The following is a 16886-nucleotide window of genomic DNA, read 5'->3' on the forward strand; positions in this document are numbered from 1 at the left end:
TCAGGCTCCGATGGTCTGGGCGGTCAAACGGACGGCGGTCAGGCTGTCGGGGGTGCGGCCGTCCGCGGTCGGGCTGTCGGTGGTGAGGGTGAGGAAGGCGTCCTCGAGGTTGCGGGAGGTGATCTCCACGTCCCGGGCGGCGGTCCGGGTCAGCAGGTGCCGGGCCACCGCGTCCGAGTCGTCGGTCCGCACCAGCACGCTGTCGCCGCGTACCTCGACCGCGCGGACGCCGGGGAGGGCGGCGAGCGTGGCCTGGTCGGCGCCGGGCAGGGTGGCCCGGACGACCCGCCCGGCGGCCAGGTTCTTGATCTCGGCGGTGGTGCCGTCGGCGACCACCCGGCCCTGCCGCACCAGCACGATCCGGTCCGCGTACGCGTCGGCCTCGTCGAGGTAGTGGGTGGCGAAGAGGATGGTCCGGCCGGCCCGGGCGTCGGCCCGGATGGCCTGCCAGAAGTCGCGCCGCCCCTCGACGTCCATGCCGGTGGTCGGCTCGTCGAGCACCATCAGGTCCGGGTCCGGGAGCAGGGCCAGGGCGAAGCGCAGCCGCTGCTGCTGACCGCCAGAGCACTTGCCGACCGGGCGGTCGGCGATCCCGGCGATGCCGGCCCGCTCCAGCACCTCTCCGACCGGGCGGGTCCGGCCGTAGAAGTGCGCGGTCATCCGTACCGTCTCGGCGACGGTGAGGTCCTTGAGCAGCCCGCCGGTCTGCATCACGGCGGCGACCCGCCCGTACCGGACGGCGTCGGCCGGGGTACCGCCGAAGAGCCGGACGCTGCCGGCGTCCGGGCGGGCCAGCCCGAGCAGCATGTCGATGGTGGTGGTCTTGCCGGCGCCGTTGGGGCCGAGGAAGGCCACCACCTCGCCCGGGGCGATCCGGAGGCTGAGCCCGTCGACAGCCGTCACCGGGCCGAAGGTCTTGGTGAGTCCGGCCAGCTCGACGGCCGGTGGGGTATGGGTCATGAGATTGATGCTCCAGCGGGAGGGCGGCCGAGCCCCGGAGCGCGCGTCACCTTCCGGCCATGACATTTGTCAGGGCGTACGGGTGCATGGCGAGCGCGGCCGGGTAAGCGCGTCGTCCACGCGTCTCGAGACCGGGAGGCAATGCCATGGCGAGCGCGCCAACGGGACGGGTCGACACGATCGTGCTGATCCACGGACTGTGGATGACGTCGCGCAGTTGGGAACGCTGGGCCGACCGCTACGCCGCCCGGGGCTTCCGGGTGCTCACCCCGGCCTGGCCCGGGATGGAGGTCGAGGTCGAGGCGTTGCGGGCGGATCCGACCCCGATCGCCCAGCAGCGCATCGCCGACATCGTCGACCACTACACCGGAATCATCCGCGAGCTGCCCCGGCCGCCGATCGTGATGGGGCACTCCTTCGGCGGACTGATCACCCAGATCCTGCTCGACCGCGGCCTCGGCGCCGCCGGGGTCGGCGTGCACCCCGCCCCGGTCAAGGGGGTCCTGAAGCTGCCGCTCAGCACGCTGCGCTCCGCGTTCTCCATCCTGCGCAACCCGGCCAACCGGCACCGCGCGGTGTGGTTCTCCGCGGACGACTTCCACTACGCCTTCGGCAACACCATGAGCCGGGCGGACTCCGACGCGGCCTGGGAGCGGTACGCCGTCCCGGGCGCCGGCCACGTCTTCTTCGAGGGCGCCTTCGCCAACCTGGACCCGGACTCGGCCGCCCAGGTGGACACCCGGCGCGACGCCCGGGCGCCGCTGCTGCTCATCGCCGGCGGCGCCGACCACGTGCTGCCGCCCTCGGTGATCTCCTCGAACGCCGCCCTCTACCAGAAGTCCACGGCCGTGACCGCCTACCACCAGTTCCCCGGGCGGTCGCACTTCGTGGGTGGCGAGCCGGGCTGGGAGCAGCAGGCCGACTACGCGCTGGACTGGGCGGTGGAGATGGCGAACACCGTGTCGCCGACGGTGGTGAGCACGGCGCCCGGCCGGTGAGGCGGGCGTCGCTGGCATGGCGGGACATCGCGGGGGTATCACGGACCTATGAGGGCGAGCTTCCGGCTTGGCCGGATCGCGGGCGTACCCGTCGGGGTCAACTGGAGCGTCCTGGTCATCTTCCTGCTGATCGCCTGGGCGCTCTCGGCCAGCCTGTTCCCGCGCTCGTACCCCGGCCATTCGGCCTTGGCGTACGGGGCGGCGGGACTGAGCGCCGCGGTGGTCTTCTTCCTCGGCCTGCTCGCCCACGAGGTGTCCCACTCGGTGGTCGCCAAGCGCAACGGGATCGGCGTCGGCGGCATCACGCTCTGGCTCTTCGGCGGGGTCTCCGAGCTGAAGGGTGAGGCCCGGGATCCCGGTGCGGAGCTGCGCATCGCCGGCATCGGGCCACTGGTCAGCCTGCTGATCGGGTTCTTCTTCGGCGGCATGGCCGTGGTGCTCGCCCTCGCCGGTCAGGGCGGCCTGCTGCTCGGCGCGCTCTCCTGGCTCGCCGGCATCAACATCCTGCTGGCGATCTTCAACGTGCTGCCGGCCGCCCCGCTGGACGGCGGGCGGCTGTTGCGGGCCGCGGTGTGGAAGGCGACCGGCGACCGGACCAAGGCCTCCGTGGTGGCCGCCCGGGCCGGCTGGGTTCTGGGTGCGGTGTTGATCGGCCTCGGGCTGTGGCGGTTCCTGGTGGGCGCCGGGATCGGCGGGCTCTGGCTGGCGCTGATCGGCTGGTTCCTGATCGGCGCGGCCGGCATGGAGGAGCGGCAGGCCCGGATGGGCAGCGCGCTGCGCGGGGTCCGGGTAGCGGAAGTGATGACCCCGGAGCCGCAGACCGCCTCGGCGGAGATGACCGTCGCCGACTTCGTGGACCACCATCTCTTCACGTACCGGCACTCGTCGCTGCCGCTGACCGAGGACGGCGGCCGGCCGGTCGGCCTGGTCACCCTGGACCGGGTACGCGGCATCCCGGCCGACCGGCGCTCCGCCACCACCCTCGCCGAGGTGGCCTGCCGGGCCGACGAACTCGTGCTGGCCTCGCCGGACGAACAGCTCAACGACCTGCTCCCCCGGCTCAGCGAGTGCTCCGACGGCCGGGCGCTGGTGGTGACGGATCAGCGGCTGGTCGGCATCGTCTCGCCGAGCGACATCAGTCGGGCGGTGCAGCGCGGCAGCCTCCGGGAGCAGATGGCCGGCGGCCGCCGCTAGCTGGCTGCCGAGACAGTCGTGCCTCGAGCTCGGCAAGTCCCGGGCCGGACAGTCCCGCCAGGGCCCCGTGCCGGCCGGTGAGCAGGAGCAGCAGCGCCGCGATGGGTCCCTGGACCCGCGGGCCGCGCCCGATGGACCAGGCATGGTCAACGGCGGCGAGTTCGAATCCGCCCAGCCTGCGGCGCGCATGAAACGGCCAGCCCATGGTCCAGGCCCGGGTAGCGGCGGTGGCCGCGGCGGCCAGGGGCAGCGGGCGGCTGCGGTGCAGTGGTACGGCGATGTCCTGGCCGTGCACGAGGATGTCCAACAGCGGCTCCAGGTGCGTCACGCCGGGTGCCTTCCGGCGCGATCCGACCATGCCCCGCAGCTGGACGGCGTACTGCTCGACGGGTAGCCGGGCCTGCCGTACGGCCGTGTCGTGGACCATGCGGTGGAAGCTGCCGCGGGCTCGCAGCATCGCCAGGGTTGCCGGCAGCGCGCCCATGTGGGCGAGCGTCAGGTGCGCGGCGACCTCGCGTACCCGCCAGCCGGCGCAGAGAGATGGGGTCTCCCACTCCTCCGGCGACAGGTCATCGAGGAGGTCGGCAAGGCTGGACCGCTCGTCGTCGACCGTCCGCCAGACGTCATCACGATCCATCCCCGCCCCCTCGCCGGCGACTGAATTTGATACGATCCTCTGACTAATATCGGTCAGATGCTCTGACTAAGTCAAGGGGGCGCATGAGCGCGGATCGCGGCACCGACGAGCCGAACCTCGGGCTGCTCTGCTTCATCGCGTACCGGGCCATGGAGGCCCGGGTGCTCGACGCCCTGGCCTCTGCCGGATTCGACGACCTCACACCGGCGCAGGGACGGGTGTTCGCCCGGATCGGCCCGAACGGCACCCGGGTCACGGACCTGGCCGAGCAGGCGCGGGTCACCAAGCAGACCGCCGCGTTCCTGGTCGACCAGCTGGAGCGCGCCGGCTACGTCCGCCGGGTGCCCGACCCCAGGGACGCCCGCGCCCGGCTGGTGACCATCGCCGAGCGGGGCGAAGCGGCGATCACGGTGGCGCGAGGCGCCGAGGCACAGGTCGAAGCCGAATGGACCCGACACCTGGGCCGGCAGGCCGCGAGCCAGCTCCGGCGCGCCCTGACCCGGCTCCGGGAGATCACCGACCCGTACGAGTGACCGACTACGGATCGGCCGCTATCGACGGGGGAAGTAGCGGTCCAGCAGCTCGGTGCGGAACTTCCCGGTCGGGTCGAGGTCGGTCAGCAGAGCCAGGAAGTCGGCTTGCCGGGGCCAGGCCGCGGCCACCGCGCCCGGGCTCGAGCCGAAGACCTTGCCCCAGTGCGGGCGCGGCGCGAACGGCGCCAGCCGCTGCTCCGCCTCGGCCACCACCGGCGTCACCGCCGCCTCGTCACCGATCCAGGTGAAGTGCATCGCCAGGGTGTCCCGGCGGTAGTTCGGGCTCAGCCACAGTTCATCGGCGGCCACCGTGCGCAGCTCGCAGACCTGCACCACGGCCGCGATCCGGTCGGCCACCGGATCCAGGGCGGCCAGCGCCGCTGCGGCCACCTCGCGTGGCAGGTGGTACTCCGACTGCAGCTCGTCCCCGCTGCTCGGGGTGAACCTGAGCCGGAAGTGCGGCAGCCGCTCGTGCCACGGCCCGGGCACGCCGAGCTGCGGGCTGCAGTTCTCCGCCGGCATGCCGGGCACCGGATGGCGGTCCGCCCTGGCCGCCGTCGTACCGAACCAGCGCGCCGGGGGCGGCGGCTGGTCGGCCTGCTGCTTGCGCCACACCTCGAGGCGGGACGAACGCCAGTCGGTGAAGGCGCTGACGCTGTACGCCGAGGCGAAGGCGGCGCCGAGCGCGTCGCGGGGCAGGCCGAGCCGGACGTACTGCCGCACGTCGAAGGCGGGCACCACGTCGAGGGTGACCCGGGTGACGACGCCGAGCGCGCCGAGGTTGACCACCATCCCGGCGAACCGGTCGTCGGAGCGGTCCACGGTCAGCAGCTCGCCGTCGGCGGTCACCAGTTCCAGGGCGGCGACAGCGGTGGCCAGGTTGCCGTTGGCGTCGCCGGAGCCGTGGGTGGCGGTGGCGACCGCGCCGGCCACCGAGATGTGCGGCAGGGAGGCGAGGTTGGCCAGCGCGTACCCCTGGGAGTGCAGCCGGGTGGCCACCTCGCCGTAGCTCAGGCCGGCGGCGACCGTCACCGTCGCCCGCTCCGGGTCCAGCTCGACGGTGGGCGGCAGCCCGGCCAGCGAGACCAGGTCGCCGGTGGTGTCGCCGAGCCGGTTGAAGGAGTGCCCGCTGCCCACGGCCCGGATCCGGTCGCTGCCGGCGACCAGCCGGCGCAGTTCGTCCATGGTGGACGGCTCGTGCCGACGTCGGGCCCGGTAGCGCACGTTGCCGGCCCAGTTCCGGCTCGCGTCCCCGCCCGCGACGCGGGCGCCGCCGCTCTCGGCGCGGGCAGCGCCGCCGCTCGGGACCCGTTGCGCGATGCGGCCGCCGTCGGCGTTGGGGGCAGCGACGGCGTGGGCGGGAGTGTCGGTCACGGAGCGGTCTTCCGGTCAGTCGCGGATTCGTCGGTCAGGGCGGCGCAGAGCCGGTCCAGCGCCGCGTCGACCTGGCCGGTGTTGTATCCGCGCAGGGCGACCGGCAGCCCGGCCGCCCGGGCCTGCTCGATCTCCGACCGGGCGGCCAGCCGCGCCGACCGGTCGTCCCGGGCCAGCGCGGCCCGGGCGCGGCGGATCAGCTCGTTCACCCGGTCCATCCGGTAGCCGCGCAGCCCCTCGGTGAACTCCAGCTCAAGGCCGTCCAGCCCGAGCGAGGTACGGGAGTCGGTGAACCGGTCCCCCGCGAAGCGGGTCAGCGCGGCGGCCAGCTCCTCGGGCGTCTCCCGCACCTGGGCCAGGTCGAGCAGTTCGATGGCGGCCCGACCGTCGACCGGGTGCTGCGCGGTCGCCTTCGGCCCCGGTGGCATGCCCGCGGCCGGTACGCCGAGCAGCCGCGGCGCGCCGGGCCGCCCGTCCTGGCGGGGCGCGTCCTCGAGCGCCAGCGCGTCGAACTGGTCCCACCGGTAGGTCCCGCGCAGGCCGGACCGGCGGACGTCGAGGCCCTCGGGGCCGATGGCGAAGCGGAACGGGCGCAGCACTCCGACCAGCACCACCGCGCCGAGGGCGATGCTGCCCAGGGCGACCAGGATGGGCAGGACCCGCCCCTCACGGGAGCAGGACAACAGCACCACCCCGCCGACCACGCAGAGGATCGCCAGCGGCAGCGAGCTCCGGTTCCTGTGCAGCTCCACGTCGTACCCCCCGTCCGCGACCGTCCGGGTGCATCATCCGCCTGCCTGTCAAGGGGCGGAAACCGGTCGATCGGGCACGGTTGCTCCGGCGCCGACGGGGAAACCTACGCCGATGAGCTGCTACCGCGACCCCACCCTCCGCGGCGACGGGTGCCCGTCGGAGGAGGAGATCAACTCGACCGGCGTCGGGCGCGACCCGGCCAGCGCGGCCCCGGCGGCGCACCGGACTGCTCCGGTGCCGTTGCCGGTGCCCACGCCGGAGCCGGAGCCGGACCCCGTCCCCGTACCGGGTCCACCGCCCCGCGCGGCCGGCGCAGTGGCCCGCCGACCTGGGCGACGGGGCCGGTCCGCCCCCGTCGCCCTGCCACCGCTCAGACCTGCCGCATCACCTCGGCGGCGACCAACTCCAGGTGATCCAGGTCGGCCAGGTCGAGCACCTGGAGATAGATCCGCCGGCTGCCGATCTCGGCGTACCGGCCGATCTTGTCGACGATCTCGGCGGGCGTGCCGGCGAGGCCGTTCTCGCGCAACTCGGCCGGCTCCCGGCCGATCGCGGCGGCCCGCCGGGTCACCTCGGCCTCGTCCCGGCCGCAGCAGAGCACCAGCGCGTTGGACCAGACCAGCTCGTCCGGGTCGCGGCCGATCTCGGCGCACGCCCACCGGACCCGCTCGAACTGGGCCGCCGAGTCCTCGACCGAGACGAACGGCAGGTTGAACTCGTCGGCGTAGCGGGCGGCGAGGCCGGGCGTCCGCTTGGCACCCGTCCCGCCGAGCAGGATCGGCGGACACGGGCGCTGCGCCGGCTTGGGCAGCGCCGGGGAGTTCCGGACCTGGTAATACTTCCCGAGGAAGTCGAAGGTCTTGCCGACCGGCGTCTCCCAGAGCCCGGTGATGATCGCGAGCTGCTCCTCCAGCCGGTCGAAGCGCTCCCGGAGCGCCGGAAACGGAATCCCGTACGCGCTGTGCTCCTCGGCGTACCAGCCGGTGCCGATGCCCAGTTCGACCCGGCCGCCGCTCATCTGGTCGACCTGCGCGACGGTGATCGCGAGCGGGCCGGGCAGCCGGAAGGTGGCCGCGGTCATCAGGGTGCCGAGACGGAGCCGGGCGGTGTCCCGGGCCAGCCCCGCGAGGGTCGTCCAGGCGTCGGTCGGACCCGGCTCGCCGCTCACCGAACCCATCTTCAGGTAGTGGTCGGAGCGGAAGAAGGCGGCGAAGCCCGTCTCCTCCGCACAGCGGGCCACGGCGAGCAGCTGGTCGTAGCTGGCGCCCTGCTGGGGCTCAGTGAAGATCCGCAGTTCCATGCCCCGAGCATATTGAGCCGAAATGTCCGGCTGAGGGGGAAGGACCCTTGTTAACACCTGTGCAGTGATGCAGCTCTTCGGAGCTGACCTCGTCACATTCCTTGACAGTCATATGAGCCTCGGGGCATACTTTGGTGGTGTCCGTTGACGCCTTCGCCGTCCTGGCCGAGCCGACCCGGCGCCGGATCCTCGAACGGCTCCGCCGCGCCGAGAGCAGCGTCGGCGACCTCGTGGACGCGCTGGGGATGAGCCAGCCGGCCGTCTCCAAGCACCTCAAGGTGCTGCGCGAGGCCGGCTTCGTCACCTGCCGCACGGTCGCCCGGCAGCGGATCTACCGGATCGAGGTACGCCCGCTGCAGGCCGTGGACGGCTGGCTCGCGCCGTACCGGCGACTGTGGACGGACCATCTCGACGCCCTCGAGCGCCATCTCGACAGTCAGGAGTGACGATGGACCGCGACAGCTTCCGACCCGGCCCGCTCGCCGAGGTCTTCTGCATACCCGCCGACGACCGCTGGGACCTGGTGTTCGTCCGCGACCTGCGGCATCCGCCAGAGAAGGTGTGGGCGGCACTGACCGAGCCGGCCCGGCTCGCCGAGTGGGCGCCGTTCCTCGCCAGCCGCGACCTCGGCACGGAGGGCGACGCCACGCTCAGCATGGTGGACGGCGACCAGACCACCGACACGCCGGCCACCGTGCTCCGCGCGGAGCGGCCGACCCTGCTCGAGTACACCTGGGGCGGCGACCTGCTGCGCTGGGAGCTCACCCCGTCCGACGCCGGCACCCGGCTCACGCTGAAGCACCGGGTGGAGAAGCGGGACCTGGCCCCGATGATGGCCGCCGGGTGGCACCTCTGCCTGGACGTCGCCGACCATCTGCTCGAGGGCGACCCGGTCGGCCCGATCCGCGGCGCGGAGGCGATGAACTTCGGCTGGGCCGAGCTGCGCGACGCGTACGCCGAGCGCCTGGACCTTGACCCACCACGGCCCTGAGCGGCCGGCGAGGCCGCACCCGGCCGGCGGGGGCCGCACCCGGCGCCCCCGGGCCGGCCTCAGCTCGCAATGGCCGCGGCGTCCGGGAGGGTGATGGCGGTGGCCGCCTTGCGGATCGGCTCGGTCACCCGGCGGATCATGCGCTCCCGGCCGGGCAGGTGCGGCATCAGCCGCAGCATCAGCACCTGGAACCGGATCTGGGCGGCCGAGCGAAGCACCATCCCCTTCAGGTTGCGCTCGGCGAGCTGCTGGTTCGCCTCGACGAACGGGCGCATCCGCCGCTCGTAGTCGGCGAACCCGGCCGCCGGGTCGCCGCCCGCCGTCGCGAGCGAGGTCGCCAGCACGTACGCCCCGACCAGGCTCAGGCTGGTCCCCTGCCCGGAGGCGGGCGACGCCCCGTACGCGGCGTCGCCGACCAGGCCGATCCGCCCCGCCGACCAGCGGTCCATCCGCACCTGGCTCATCGAGTCGAGGTAGAAGTCCGGCGCGTCCCACATCGCGTCGAGCAGCCGCGGCACCTGCCACCCCACGCCGGCGAACGCCTCCGCCAGCAGCGCCTTCTGCCCGGCCACGTCACGGTGGTCGGGCCCGCCCTGCGGCGAGGGGAACAGGAAGAGGGTCTTGGCGTCTTGAGCGCCGGCGGTGCGGTACACGCCGACCGTCCGCCCGGGGGCGGGGTGCATCAGCTCGGTGCGGGGGACGCCGAACTCGGCCGGCACCGTGAAGATCGCGATGTGGTGGCCGAGGTGCCGTAGGTGCGACGACTCCGGTCCGAAGGCCAGCCGGCGCACGTTCGAGTGCAGCCCGTCCGCACCGATCACCAGGTCGAACGTCCGCCGCGAACCCCGCTCGAAGGCCACCTCGACCCCCTCGGCGATCGGGGTCATCGCGGCGATCGAGTCGCCGAAGACGTACTCCACGTCGTCGGTGGCGGCGGCGAGGATCCGGGCCAGGTCGCCGCGCATGATCTCGGCGTCGTCGCCCTCCCGACCGCCGAAGAGCTGGGCGTCCATGGTGGCGAGCTGGGCGCCCTCGGCGTCCACGAAGCGGGCCAGCCGCATGCCGGTGTCGTGCCGCCGCACCTGCTCCAGCAGGCCCATCCGGTCGACCACGTCGAGGGCGGCACCGCGAATGTCCACCTTGTAGCCGCCCGCGCGCAGCGCGGGGGCGCGCTCGACGACGGTCGGACGGAAGCCGTAGCGACGCAGCCACCAGGCCAGAGCGGGGCCGGCGACGCTGGCGCCGGAGATCAGGATGTTCGTCATGCCCATCACCGTACAAGCGTTTAAGACGTTTGTGCAAGACGTTCGTTCAAGCGATCGGCTAGGCTGTCGGCATGGGAAATCGGGAAGACCTGCTCGCCGGCGCGAAGCGCTGCCTGATGGAGAAGGGGTACTCGGGCACCACCGCCCGGGACATCGCCGGCGCCTCGGGCACCAGCCTGGCCGCCATCGGCTACCACTTCCGCACGACGAAGGCCCTGCTCGACCAGGCCCTCGTCGAGGCGATGGCGGAGTGGGGCGAGGAGCTCCAGCGGGCCCTCGCGGTGGACGCCGGGCCGGACGCCACGCCCGAGCAGCGGTTCGAGGCGGCCTGGACCCGGATCATCGAGTCCTTCGCCCGGCTGCGGCCGCTCTGGGCCATCCAGTTCGAGCTGATCGCCCAGATGGACCGCGCCCCGGAGCTGCGCGAGGCCTTCGCCGCCGCGAACCACCAGGCCCGGCTGGGGCTGGCCGAGATCTTCCACCGCCTCGACCCGACCGCCGACGAGGCGGATGCGCTGCGGCTCGGCTCGTTCCACCAGGCGCTGCTCGGCGGCGTGGCGGCCCAGTGGCTGGTCGATCCGGACAGCGCCCCGTCCGCCCAGGACCTGGCCCGGGCGCTCCGCACGATCTCCGGCCAGTTCACCACCTGAGTGGCGCACCGCCCGCACCCTCTCGTGCTCCGATTCGGACACCCTCCCATCAGCCCGGGACCTCGCGCCGACGGCCTCAGCGCTCATGCGCCCCGGCCAAGGCGAGCAGCGGCGGGGCCCGCGGACCCGCCAACGGGAGCACGCCGGTCAGCTGGCCGGCTTGCGCGTGCGGCGTCGGCGGATCAGCCGGGCACCGACGCTCACCACGGTCGTCCCCGCCGCCATCCCGACCAAGACCAGCACCGCTCCCACCGCCCACAGGCCGGTTTCGTCGACCGACGCGGCGTGCGTCGCCCAGGTGAGGGTGAAGGCGGCCGTCATCACGGGCGCCACCAGCCAGGGACTCAGCCACCAGCCGCCGACCGCGGCTAGCAGGGTCAGGGTGAGCACGCAGCCGGCCACCTGCCACGGCGCGTACGGCCCGCTGGTCGCGCCGGTCTCCGGGTTGACCGTGTACCCGGTGTCCCAGCCCAGCCAGGCCCACCAGGTGCCGACCGTGGCCGCGGCGAGAATCAGACCGCCGAGCAGGTTACGCGTTCGTGTCATGGTGGTCACGGACCGATCCTTGCGCTCGGTGCCGTCGGGCGGATGAGCATTCGTACCAGAATCGTTGAGCGGGGCAGGGAGGGCTACCGGGCCATCAGGGCGCGGCCGTGTCGTGGCCCCGCGGCGTGGGCCCCGGGGCCGGGGCGGTGTTGAGCGTCTAGGACGCGTAGATGGAGATCTTGAAATTGCTCTTCACCACCGGGCCGAAGGTACTCGGCCAGCTACCGAAGGGTTGGGAGTTGCTGCTCCAGCCGCCCTGCCCGGCCGTGCAGGCCGCCATCCCGGTCACGGGGACCGGCGAGATCGAGGTGACGGTCCCCTTCGAGAACGAGTCGTGGGCGTGCTCGGCCATCCTCAGCCTGGGGCCGCCGTCGAGGTCCTCCGGCCCGCCGCCATCCGTCGCCACGTGGCGGACGAAACCTGCGGCGCGGCCGCACACTCCGCTCGACGGACCAAAGTGGAGCGGGCGGGGCTCGAAGCCGCGACCGAGGAATTACGAGTCGGAGCGGTCGGAGTTTGGTGCCCGTTCACGACCGCGCGAGTAGGTGGTCGCCCACAAAGGCGTTCGGACGTCGCCGCCCGAGGCGGGGTTAGCTGGAACCGTTGCCGCCGAGGTACATGGGCCGTTCGAAGAAGGTCTCCAGTACGACGATGGTCTGGGTGCCGGTGACGCCGTCGACGGCGAAGACTCGTCGCAGCACGGCCTGCAGCTGCTCGGTGGTCGAGGTGCGGATCTTCACCAGCAACGACGCCGACCCGGCGATGATGTGCGCCTCCTGGATCTCGGGGATATCCGCCAACGCGTCGCGGGTCGGCGGGTCGCCCATCCAGGCGCTTGCCTGCAGCATCACGTAGGACAGAACGCCGCGGCTGGCCGCGGCTGGATCGACGTCGACGGTAGTACGCCGGATGACACCGCGCTCGCGCAGCTTGCGCACCCGCTCATGGGCCGACCCAGCCGACAGCCCGACCGCCTGGCCCAGGGACACGTACGACTGCGTGGCGTCGACCTGCAGCTGCGCCAGCAAAGCTCGGTCGATGCTGTCCATACGCGCTCCAGGATGTGAAACGGACAACTCTGCTGTTGACCATATCAGATTCGGCAGAGAAGGCTTCTTGTCGAACGTCATACTAAGGCGAGGAGACTTCGGTGGCTGAGACCATCCCTGCCCAGTTCCAGGTACTCGACGAGCGCTTCCGCTACTGCGACGGCGACTACGTCGTCGAACGCCTGCACACCGGCTCACGCAAATCGGAGGGCCCGGTGTACTTCCCAGCCGGGCGCTACCTCGTCTGGAGCGACATCCCCAACGACCGGCTCATGCGCTGGGACGAAACCACCGGCGCCGTCGGCGTCTTCCGGCACTGCTCGGGGTACGCCAACGGCAACACCATCGACCGCCAGGGCCGGCTCATCACCTGCGAACAGGGCAACCGGCGGGTCACCCGCACCGAACACGACGGCACCATCACCGTGCTCGCCGACCGCTACCACGGCAAGCGGCTCAACAGCCCCAACGACGTCGTCGTACGCGCCGACGGCACGATCTGGTTCACCGATCCGATCTACGGCATCCACAGCGACTACGAGGGCAACAAGGGCGACAGCGAGTTCGGTGGCGCCTGCTACGTGTTCCGCCTCGATCCGGCCACCGGCGACCTGCGAGTCGTCGCCGACGACTTCTGCCGGCCAAACGGTCTTGCTTTCTCCCGCGATGAGCAGCGACTCTACATCGCCGACACCCGCCAGGAACCCAGTCACATCCGCGTCTTCGACGTCACCGCCGAGGGCGCCCTGACCGGCGGGAAAATCTTCGCGGACTGCGACTTCGGGCGCTTCGACGGCCTACGTCTCGACGACGCCGGCCGGGTCTGGGCCGCAGCCTGGGACGGCGTGCACTGCTTCGACCCCGACGGCACCCTCATCGGCAAGCTGCTGCTGCCCGAGTCCGTCGCCAATCTCACCTTCGGCGGCCACAAACGCAACCACCTGTTCATCACCGCCGCCACGAGCCTGTACACGCTGCGCGTCACCGTCAACGGCGCCCGTTATCCCGAGCCGATCGAGCAGGTGCACCGGTGAGCCACGCACACCCCGCGTCGGCTGGATGGCAGCGACACATCGCCGAGGACCTGGCGGTGACAGCCGGGTTCGATCCTGCAGTAGAGGCCGACCGCATCGCGCGGTAGGTGATCGTGAGGTTGGATGGGACGCATGATGCGGCGCCTGGCTTCGTTCTCCGCCAGACCTGCCGTCGTCAACGTCTTGGCCGCCATCGCGCTGTTCGCAGGCCTGGCGTGATGGACAGCATGCACATCACGCAGGAGGCTCATCCTGTCTCCTGGAGGCAACGAGGGAGGCAGATGGCGGAGCCACCTGGACTTGTTCTGCGTACACGGCGACTGTTGATGCACCCGATGCGTCGCGAGGAAAGTGACGAGTTCTACGACGCAGTGGTCAGTCAGGACAGCGTCATGCGATGGCTGGCAGGTCGCCGGGCCGGCACTCGGTCCACAGCCGAGGCAATGTGCGAGCAGCACGCGGCGCACTGGGCCAGGCACGGCTACGGCGACTTCGCGGTCAGGGACGCTGACACACACGAGTTCCTTGGACGAGTGGGCCTTCGAAACCGCCCTGCGTTCGGGGTCGATGTCGGCTTCGCCATAAACCCGAAGGCGCAAGGTCGCGGGATAGCTAGTGAAGCCGGGCGCGCTTGTCTGGACCTGGCCTTCGACGCACTGGGGCTGCCCGCGGTGTTCGGGTTCGTCCTGCCCGGCAACGAGCCCTCGGTCGCCGTGTTGACCAGACTCGGCGCACAACGGGCAGGTACCACCATCTCCAGCGGCCGGCACTGCCTCCGTTTCCGCTTCGACCGCTCGTGCCGACCAGCCCGGACCGAACCGGCCACCTACGTAGCCGGAGACATGCGGATCTCGTACTCGGCAGGCCCCATCCGGCCGGAACTCCGGGCGATGCTTGCGGACGGGTATCCGGACCTCGCTAGCCTCACCGCCCCCGGGCTGACCCGGGCGGCCGAGGAACACACCCTCACCGCCAATCACGAGGGAAAGCCAGTGGCCTGCGTGGGGTGGTCGCTGCGAGACATGACCTACGATGGGCTCACGCGGAGGGTCGCAGCACTAGGCGGCGTGCTGGTCCACCATGAGCACCAGGGCGTCGGCACGGCCCGCACGCTGATCAGCGTGGCCATCGAACACGCACGAGCCGGCGACGCGGAGACAGCGCTGCTGATCTGCCCACCGGACATGATCGGCTTCTACGCGGACCTCGGTTGGAATGTCGTCCCCGCACCGGTCACGATCCGGCAGCCGGACGGTGACCAGGTCTGCTCCTTGGGCGTCATGACCTACCACATCGCAGACGTACCCGAACCACGCAAGTACGTCGACATGCAGGGATCTCCGGTCTAGCAACGTGCGGACCACGGGATCGCTTGCAGCCGAGATCCCCGGTCAGCCCCGGCATGGACGATATACGGCAGATGCGTGCGTTCGTCGTACAGGAAGTCGCGCGGCGCGGGCGCCAGCTCAGGGAAGGTCGGGATCTGGGTGCTCGGCCACGAAACGCTGGCCCGTTTCGTCGTCGACCAGCGAGTTGTCGACCAGCCATTCAACCGCCCGCCGCCTTGCGCGCACGTCGCGGAAGGCGTACCACGCTGGCAGTAGGTGCGGATACTCCTCGTGCAACTCGTTCTTGAACCGGCGGAAGGCGCCCTTGCCCTGGATCGCTCGCCCAAGTCTGCGGCCGGCCGCCGCGTCACTGATCCTCTCGGCGAAGTCGGCCATGTCTTGGTACCAGACGTAGGACGGCAGCGGATCAATACCGACCAGGTCGAGGTCGTCAAGGTCGATGGGCGTGTGTCCGTCGATGCCGCCGTCCGTCGTCCAGAACACGATCTCGCCGGTCTGCGGGTTGATCAGCCATCGGTGCTCGTAGTCGGTCTGATCTTCGAGCGCGGTGGCGATCTCCTCCAGGTCTAGCCTGCTCAGGTCAAGCATCCGGCCACCATAAACCCGCTTCTGTCCGCGCTTCGACCCGCGACCGGCGGCAGAAGCGGACGTTCACTCGCTAGGTGCGCCACCGCTACCGCTGCTCCGCGCCTTGGCGACGCTGACTACGGTCAGCACTAGCCCGATGAGGCCAAGACCTCCGTAGCCCAACCAGACCAGCCCTGAAGTCCTGCTGTCGGGGTCGAAGGCTAGGCGCAGTAGGAACCCGAAGCCGAAGAGGCTCAGCGTGGGTAGACCTGCGCGGAGTGCGCGGGCGCGTCTTCGCGGAACTTGTCGCGAGGCCGGCCGCCCAACATGCAGGTTCACGGAACGTGCCGGTGCGACGAACCGACGGGCCGCAACTTCATGGAACCTGTCGGCTCTGGGCCTGGTGCGGCCGACCGGACGCGGATCAGTCGTTTTTAAGAAAATTAAGATCAGCTTCTTCCGCGATGAAGATGTTTAAGGTATAACTTGAGATATGACAGAGCGGGCGATGGACTGGCAAGAACTTACGAACCTGACCCGGGGCCAGCCGTTCGTCGTCGAGCGGGTGCGCTTGGCCAGCGGCGTGGCGATCGAGGGGGAGTTCGAGCCCCCGCAACTGGGTCAGCTCAGCCTTGAAGACCAGGTGTTCGTCACGGCGTTCGTCCGGTGCCACGGTTCCATCAAGGAGATGGAGCGGATCTTCGGGGTGAGCTACCCGACGATCAAGTCGCGACTCAACCGGATCACCCAGATGCTCGACTTCGTCGAGACCGATCCGGCGCCGTCGCGGGCCGACATCATCGACCGGCTGCGCCGCGGCGAGATCAACGCCCAGCAGGCATTGCGCGAGTTGGAGGGTCGCACATGATGCCGCAACTGTTGACCGTTCAGGTGAAGCGCCCGAACGGTCGCCCTATCCGGATCTGGGTACCGGTGCTCCCCGTACTGCTTGTCTTGTCGCCGGTGGTGGTTCTGGCGGTAGTCGTCGCGGCGGTCGCGTGCCTGGTGTACCGGATCAGTCTGCTGCGGGCACTCGGCACGGGGTGGCGGATCATGTCCGCTCTCCCCGGCACCCGGCTCGACGTCGAGCACGGGCGCACGGCCGTACTCGTGAACATCAGATAGAGGCACGGAAAAAGGAGAGGTGCACAGTGAACGAACAGCGCAAAGAGATCCTGCAGATGCTCGCCGAAGGGAAGATCACTACGGAAGAGGCGGACCAGCTCATCGCCGCTCTCGAACGCGACCAGCCGGTACCGGTGGCCTCGGGCTCGGACGTACGGCCGAAGGGAAAGCCGAAGTATCTGCGGGTGATGGTGGACGCGAACGACGACGGCATTCCGAGCCGGGTCAACGTCCGGGTGCCGCTGCAACTGCTCCGGGCCGGTGTGCGGCTCGCCGCGTTGATTCCGGCGCAGGCGCTCGGCGAGGCCAACGCGGAGCTCACCAGGTCGGGCCTGCCGTTCGACCTGACCCAACTCAAGCCCGAGCAGCTCGAGGCGCTCGTCGAGCACCTGGACGACATGACGGTCGAGGTCGACCAGCCCGACACCAAGGTCCGCGTCTTCTGCGAGTAGGAACCGTCCGGATTATCGGACGGGACCTCGAGAAGGTGCTGGAACACCTTCCCGAGGGGCGCCCGCAACAGCAGAGCCACGATTGAACTGCCAACCTGAAGTCTAGTGC

21 protein-coding genes are annotated in these 16886 nt (G+C 71.0%); 11 read left to right on the forward strand and 10 right to left on the reverse strand.

Going from position 1 to position 16886, the window contains the following annotated elements; all coding sequences use genetic code 11:
* Positions 1-960, reverse strand: coding sequence for an ABC transporter ATP-binding protein (locus GA0070624_RS30480; RefSeq protein WP_091346633.1), 960 nt, complete (start codon positions 958-960; stop codon positions 1-3).
* Positions 961-1106: 146 nt separating this feature from the next.
* On the opposite strand from GA0070624_RS30480, the gene GA0070624_RS30485 reads away from it, so the two are divergent.
* Together GA0070624_RS30485 and GA0070624_RS30490 are read left to right on the forward strand one after the other, a co-directional pair.
* The gene (locus tag GA0070624_RS30485) at positions 1107-1958 is read left to right on the forward strand and encodes an alpha/beta hydrolase (RefSeq protein ID WP_091346635.1); all 852 of its coding nucleotides are present in this window, start codon (positions 1107-1109) and stop codon (positions 1956-1958) included.
* A 48-nt stretch (positions 1959-2006) separates the two neighbouring features.
* Positions 2007-3152: a site-2 protease family protein gene (locus tag GA0070624_RS30490; RefSeq protein ID WP_091346638.1), complete on the forward strand. Its 1146-nt coding sequence runs from the start codon at positions 2007-2009 to the stop codon at positions 3150-3152.
* On the opposite strand, the gene GA0070624_RS30495 is transcribed toward GA0070624_RS30490, so the two are convergent.
* Entirely contained in the window at positions 3094-3789 is a 696-nt protein-coding gene (locus GA0070624_RS30495) for a maleylpyruvate isomerase family mycothiol-dependent enzyme (RefSeq protein ID WP_091346640.1), read from the reverse strand. The genes GA0070624_RS30490 and GA0070624_RS30495 overlap by 59 nt on opposite strands.
* 83 nt (positions 3790-3872) lie before the next feature.
* On the opposite strand from GA0070624_RS30495, the gene GA0070624_RS30500 reads away from it, so the two are divergent.
* A complete protein-coding gene (locus GA0070624_RS30500) occupies positions 3873-4322 on the forward strand; it encodes a MarR family winged helix-turn-helix transcriptional regulator (RefSeq protein WP_091346642.1) in 450 nt (149 codons plus the stop codon).
* Between the two features lie 18 nt (positions 4323-4340).
* On the opposite strand, the gene GA0070624_RS30505 is transcribed toward GA0070624_RS30500, so the two are convergent.
* The 3 genes from GA0070624_RS30505 to GA0070624_RS30520 form a co-directional block, all read right to left on the reverse strand.
* Positions 4341-5507 carry an FAD-binding protein gene (locus GA0070624_RS30505; RefSeq protein ID WP_091350176.1) on the reverse strand — a complete coding sequence of 389 codons (1167 nt, stop codon included), beginning with the start codon at positions 5505-5507 and terminating at the stop codon, positions 4341-4343.
* A gap of 185 nt (positions 5508-5692) precedes the next feature.
* Positions 5693-6448, reverse strand: coding sequence for a DivIVA domain-containing protein (locus GA0070624_RS30510; protein WP_091346645.1), 756 nt, complete (start codon positions 6446-6448; stop codon positions 5693-5695).
* Between the two features lie 371 nt (positions 6449-6819).
* Positions 6820-7749, reverse strand: a complete 930-nt coding sequence (locus tag GA0070624_RS30520) for an LLM class F420-dependent oxidoreductase (protein ID WP_091346647.1) — start codon at positions 7747-7749, stop codon at positions 6820-6822.
* Positions 7750-7886: 137 nt separating this feature from the next.
* On the opposite strand from GA0070624_RS30520, the gene GA0070624_RS30525 reads away from it, so the two are divergent.
* Both GA0070624_RS30525 and GA0070624_RS30530 read left to right on the forward strand, forming a co-directional pair.
* A complete protein-coding gene (locus tag GA0070624_RS30525; protein WP_091346649.1) occupies positions 7887-8195 on the forward strand; it encodes an ArsR/SmtB family transcription factor in 309 nt (102 codons plus the stop codon).
* A 2-nt stretch (positions 8196-8197) separates the two neighbouring features.
* Positions 8198-8740: an SRPBCC family protein gene (locus GA0070624_RS30530; protein WP_091346651.1), complete on the forward strand. Its 543-nt coding sequence runs from the start codon at positions 8198-8200 to the stop codon at positions 8738-8740.
* A 59-nt stretch (positions 8741-8799) separates the two neighbouring features.
* On the opposite strand, the gene GA0070624_RS30535 is transcribed toward GA0070624_RS30530, so the two are convergent.
* Positions 8800-10005, reverse strand: a complete 1206-nt coding sequence (locus GA0070624_RS30535; RefSeq protein WP_091350179.1) for an FAD-dependent monooxygenase — start codon at positions 10003-10005, stop codon at positions 8800-8802.
* 71 nt (positions 10006-10076) lie between these two features.
* Here GA0070624_RS30535 and GA0070624_RS30540 point away from each other — a divergent pair, with 71 nt between their 5' ends.
* Entirely contained in the window at positions 10077-10655 is a 579-nt protein-coding gene (locus GA0070624_RS30540; RefSeq protein ID WP_091346653.1) for a TetR/AcrR family transcriptional regulator, read from the forward strand.
* A gap of 147 nt (positions 10656-10802) precedes the next feature.
* Here GA0070624_RS30540 and GA0070624_RS30545 read toward each other — a convergent pair whose 3' ends face one another.
* The 3 genes from GA0070624_RS30545 to GA0070624_RS30555 form a co-directional block, all read right to left on the reverse strand.
* Positions 10803-11201: a hypothetical protein gene (locus GA0070624_RS30545; protein ID WP_091350183.1), complete on the reverse strand. Its 399-nt coding sequence runs from the start codon at positions 11199-11201 to the stop codon at positions 10803-10805.
* A gap of 157 nt (positions 11202-11358) precedes the next feature.
* Complete coding sequence (locus tag GA0070624_RS30550; protein WP_091346655.1) at positions 11359-11607, reverse strand: hypothetical protein; 249 nt, start codon at positions 11605-11607, stop codon at positions 11359-11361.
* 184 nt (positions 11608-11791) lie between these two features.
* Positions 11792-12250, reverse strand: a complete 459-nt coding sequence (locus tag GA0070624_RS30555; RefSeq protein WP_091346657.1) for an Lrp/AsnC family transcriptional regulator — start codon at positions 12248-12250, stop codon at positions 11792-11794.
* A 101-nt stretch (positions 12251-12351) separates the two neighbouring features.
* Here GA0070624_RS30555 and GA0070624_RS30560 point away from each other — a divergent pair, with 101 nt between their 5' ends.
* Together GA0070624_RS30560 and GA0070624_RS30565 are read left to right on the forward strand one after the other, a co-directional pair.
* Positions 12352-13284, forward strand: coding sequence for an SMP-30/gluconolactonase/LRE family protein (locus tag GA0070624_RS30560; protein ID WP_091346659.1), 933 nt, complete (start codon positions 12352-12354; stop codon positions 13282-13284).
* A 218-nt stretch (positions 13285-13502) separates the two neighbouring features.
* Positions 13503-14633, forward strand: coding sequence for a GNAT family N-acetyltransferase (locus GA0070624_RS30565; protein WP_141715218.1), 1131 nt, complete (start codon positions 13503-13505; stop codon positions 14631-14633).
* A 117-nt stretch (positions 14634-14750) separates the two neighbouring features.
* Here GA0070624_RS30565 and GA0070624_RS30570 read toward each other — a convergent pair whose 3' ends face one another.
* Positions 14751-15221, reverse strand: a complete 471-nt coding sequence (locus GA0070624_RS30570) for a UPF0158 family protein (RefSeq protein WP_091346663.1) — start codon at positions 15219-15221, stop codon at positions 14751-14753.
* A gap of 472 nt (positions 15222-15693) precedes the next feature.
* Between GA0070624_RS30570 and GA0070624_RS30575 the strand changes: the two genes are divergently transcribed.
* From GA0070624_RS30575 to GA0070624_RS30585, 3 genes are read left to right on the forward strand one after another with little or no spacing between them, the layout of a single operon-like run.
* Positions 15694-16068, forward strand: coding sequence for a DUF2089 domain-containing protein (locus tag GA0070624_RS30575; RefSeq protein WP_218105346.1), 375 nt, complete (start codon positions 15694-15696; stop codon positions 16066-16068).
* A complete protein-coding gene (locus GA0070624_RS30580) occupies positions 16065-16325 on the forward strand; it encodes a hypothetical protein (protein WP_091346667.1) in 261 nt (86 codons plus the stop codon). Before GA0070624_RS30575 ends, GA0070624_RS30580 begins: the two co-directional genes overlap by 4 nt.
* Positions 16326-16351: 26 nt before the next feature.
* Positions 16352-16777, forward strand: coding sequence for an SHOCT-like domain-containing protein (locus GA0070624_RS30585; RefSeq protein WP_091346669.1), 426 nt, complete (start codon positions 16352-16354; stop codon positions 16775-16777).
* Positions 16778-16886: the final 109 nt, after the last annotated feature.

This window comes from Micromonospora rhizosphaerae, from assembly GCF_900091465.1.
GTDB classification, from domain to species: Bacteria; Actinomycetota; Actinomycetes; order Mycobacteriales; family Micromonosporaceae; genus Micromonospora; species Micromonospora rhizosphaerae.

Excerpts from the sequence above, each read along its gene's own strand:
- GA0070624_RS30480 (WP_091346633.1), bottom strand. The coding sequence starts at position 960 with ATGACCCATACCCCACCGGCCGTCGAGCTGGCCGGACTCACCAAGACC.
- GA0070624_RS30485 (WP_091346635.1), top strand. The coding sequence starts at position 1,107 with ATGGCGAGCGCGCCAACGGGACGGGTCGACACGATCGTGCTGATCCAC.
- GA0070624_RS30490 (WP_091346638.1), top strand. The coding sequence starts at position 2,007 with ATGAGGGCGAGCTTCCGGCTTGGCCGGATCGCGGGCGTACCCGTCGGG.
- GA0070624_RS30495 (WP_091346640.1), bottom strand. The coding sequence starts at position 3,789 with ATGGATCGTGATGACGTCTGGCGGACGGTCGACGACGAGCGGTCCAGC.
- GA0070624_RS30500 (WP_091346642.1), top strand. The coding sequence starts at position 3,873 with ATGAGCGCGGATCGCGGCACCGACGAGCCGAACCTCGGGCTGCTCTGC.
- GA0070624_RS30505 (WP_091350176.1), bottom strand. The coding sequence starts at position 5,507 with ATGGACGAACTGCGCCGGCTGGTCGCCGGCAGCGACCGGATCCGGGCC.
- GA0070624_RS30520 (WP_091346647.1), bottom strand. The coding sequence starts at position 7,749 with ATGGAACTGCGGATCTTCACTGAGCCCCAGCAGGGCGCCAGCTACGAC.
- GA0070624_RS30530 (WP_091346651.1), top strand. The coding sequence starts at position 8,198 with ATGGACCGCGACAGCTTCCGACCCGGCCCGCTCGCCGAGGTCTTCTGC.
- GA0070624_RS30535 (WP_091350179.1), bottom strand. The coding sequence starts at position 10,005 with ATGACGAACATCCTGATCTCCGGCGCCAGCGTCGCCGGCCCCGCTCTG.
- GA0070624_RS30540 (WP_091346653.1), top strand. The coding sequence starts at position 10,077 with ATGGGAAATCGGGAAGACCTGCTCGCCGGCGCGAAGCGCTGCCTGATG.
- GA0070624_RS30545 (WP_091350183.1), bottom strand. The coding sequence starts at position 11,201 with ATGACACGAACGCGTAACCTGCTCGGCGGTCTGATTCTCGCCGCGGCC.
- GA0070624_RS30555 (WP_091346657.1), bottom strand. The coding sequence starts at position 12,250 with ATGGACAGCATCGACCGAGCTTTGCTGGCGCAGCTGCAGGTCGACGCC.
- GA0070624_RS30565 (WP_141715218.1), top strand. The coding sequence starts at position 13,503 with ATGGACAGCATGCACATCACGCAGGAGGCTCATCCTGTCTCCTGGAGG.
- GA0070624_RS30570 (WP_091346663.1), bottom strand. The coding sequence starts at position 15,221 with ATGCTTGACCTGAGCAGGCTAGACCTGGAGGAGATCGCCACCGCGCTC.
- GA0070624_RS30575 (WP_218105346.1), top strand. The coding sequence starts at position 15,694 with ATGACAGAGCGGGCGATGGACTGGCAAGAACTTACGAACCTGACCCGG.
- GA0070624_RS30580 (WP_091346667.1), top strand. The coding sequence starts at position 16,065 with ATGATGCCGCAACTGTTGACCGTTCAGGTGAAGCGCCCGAACGGTCGC.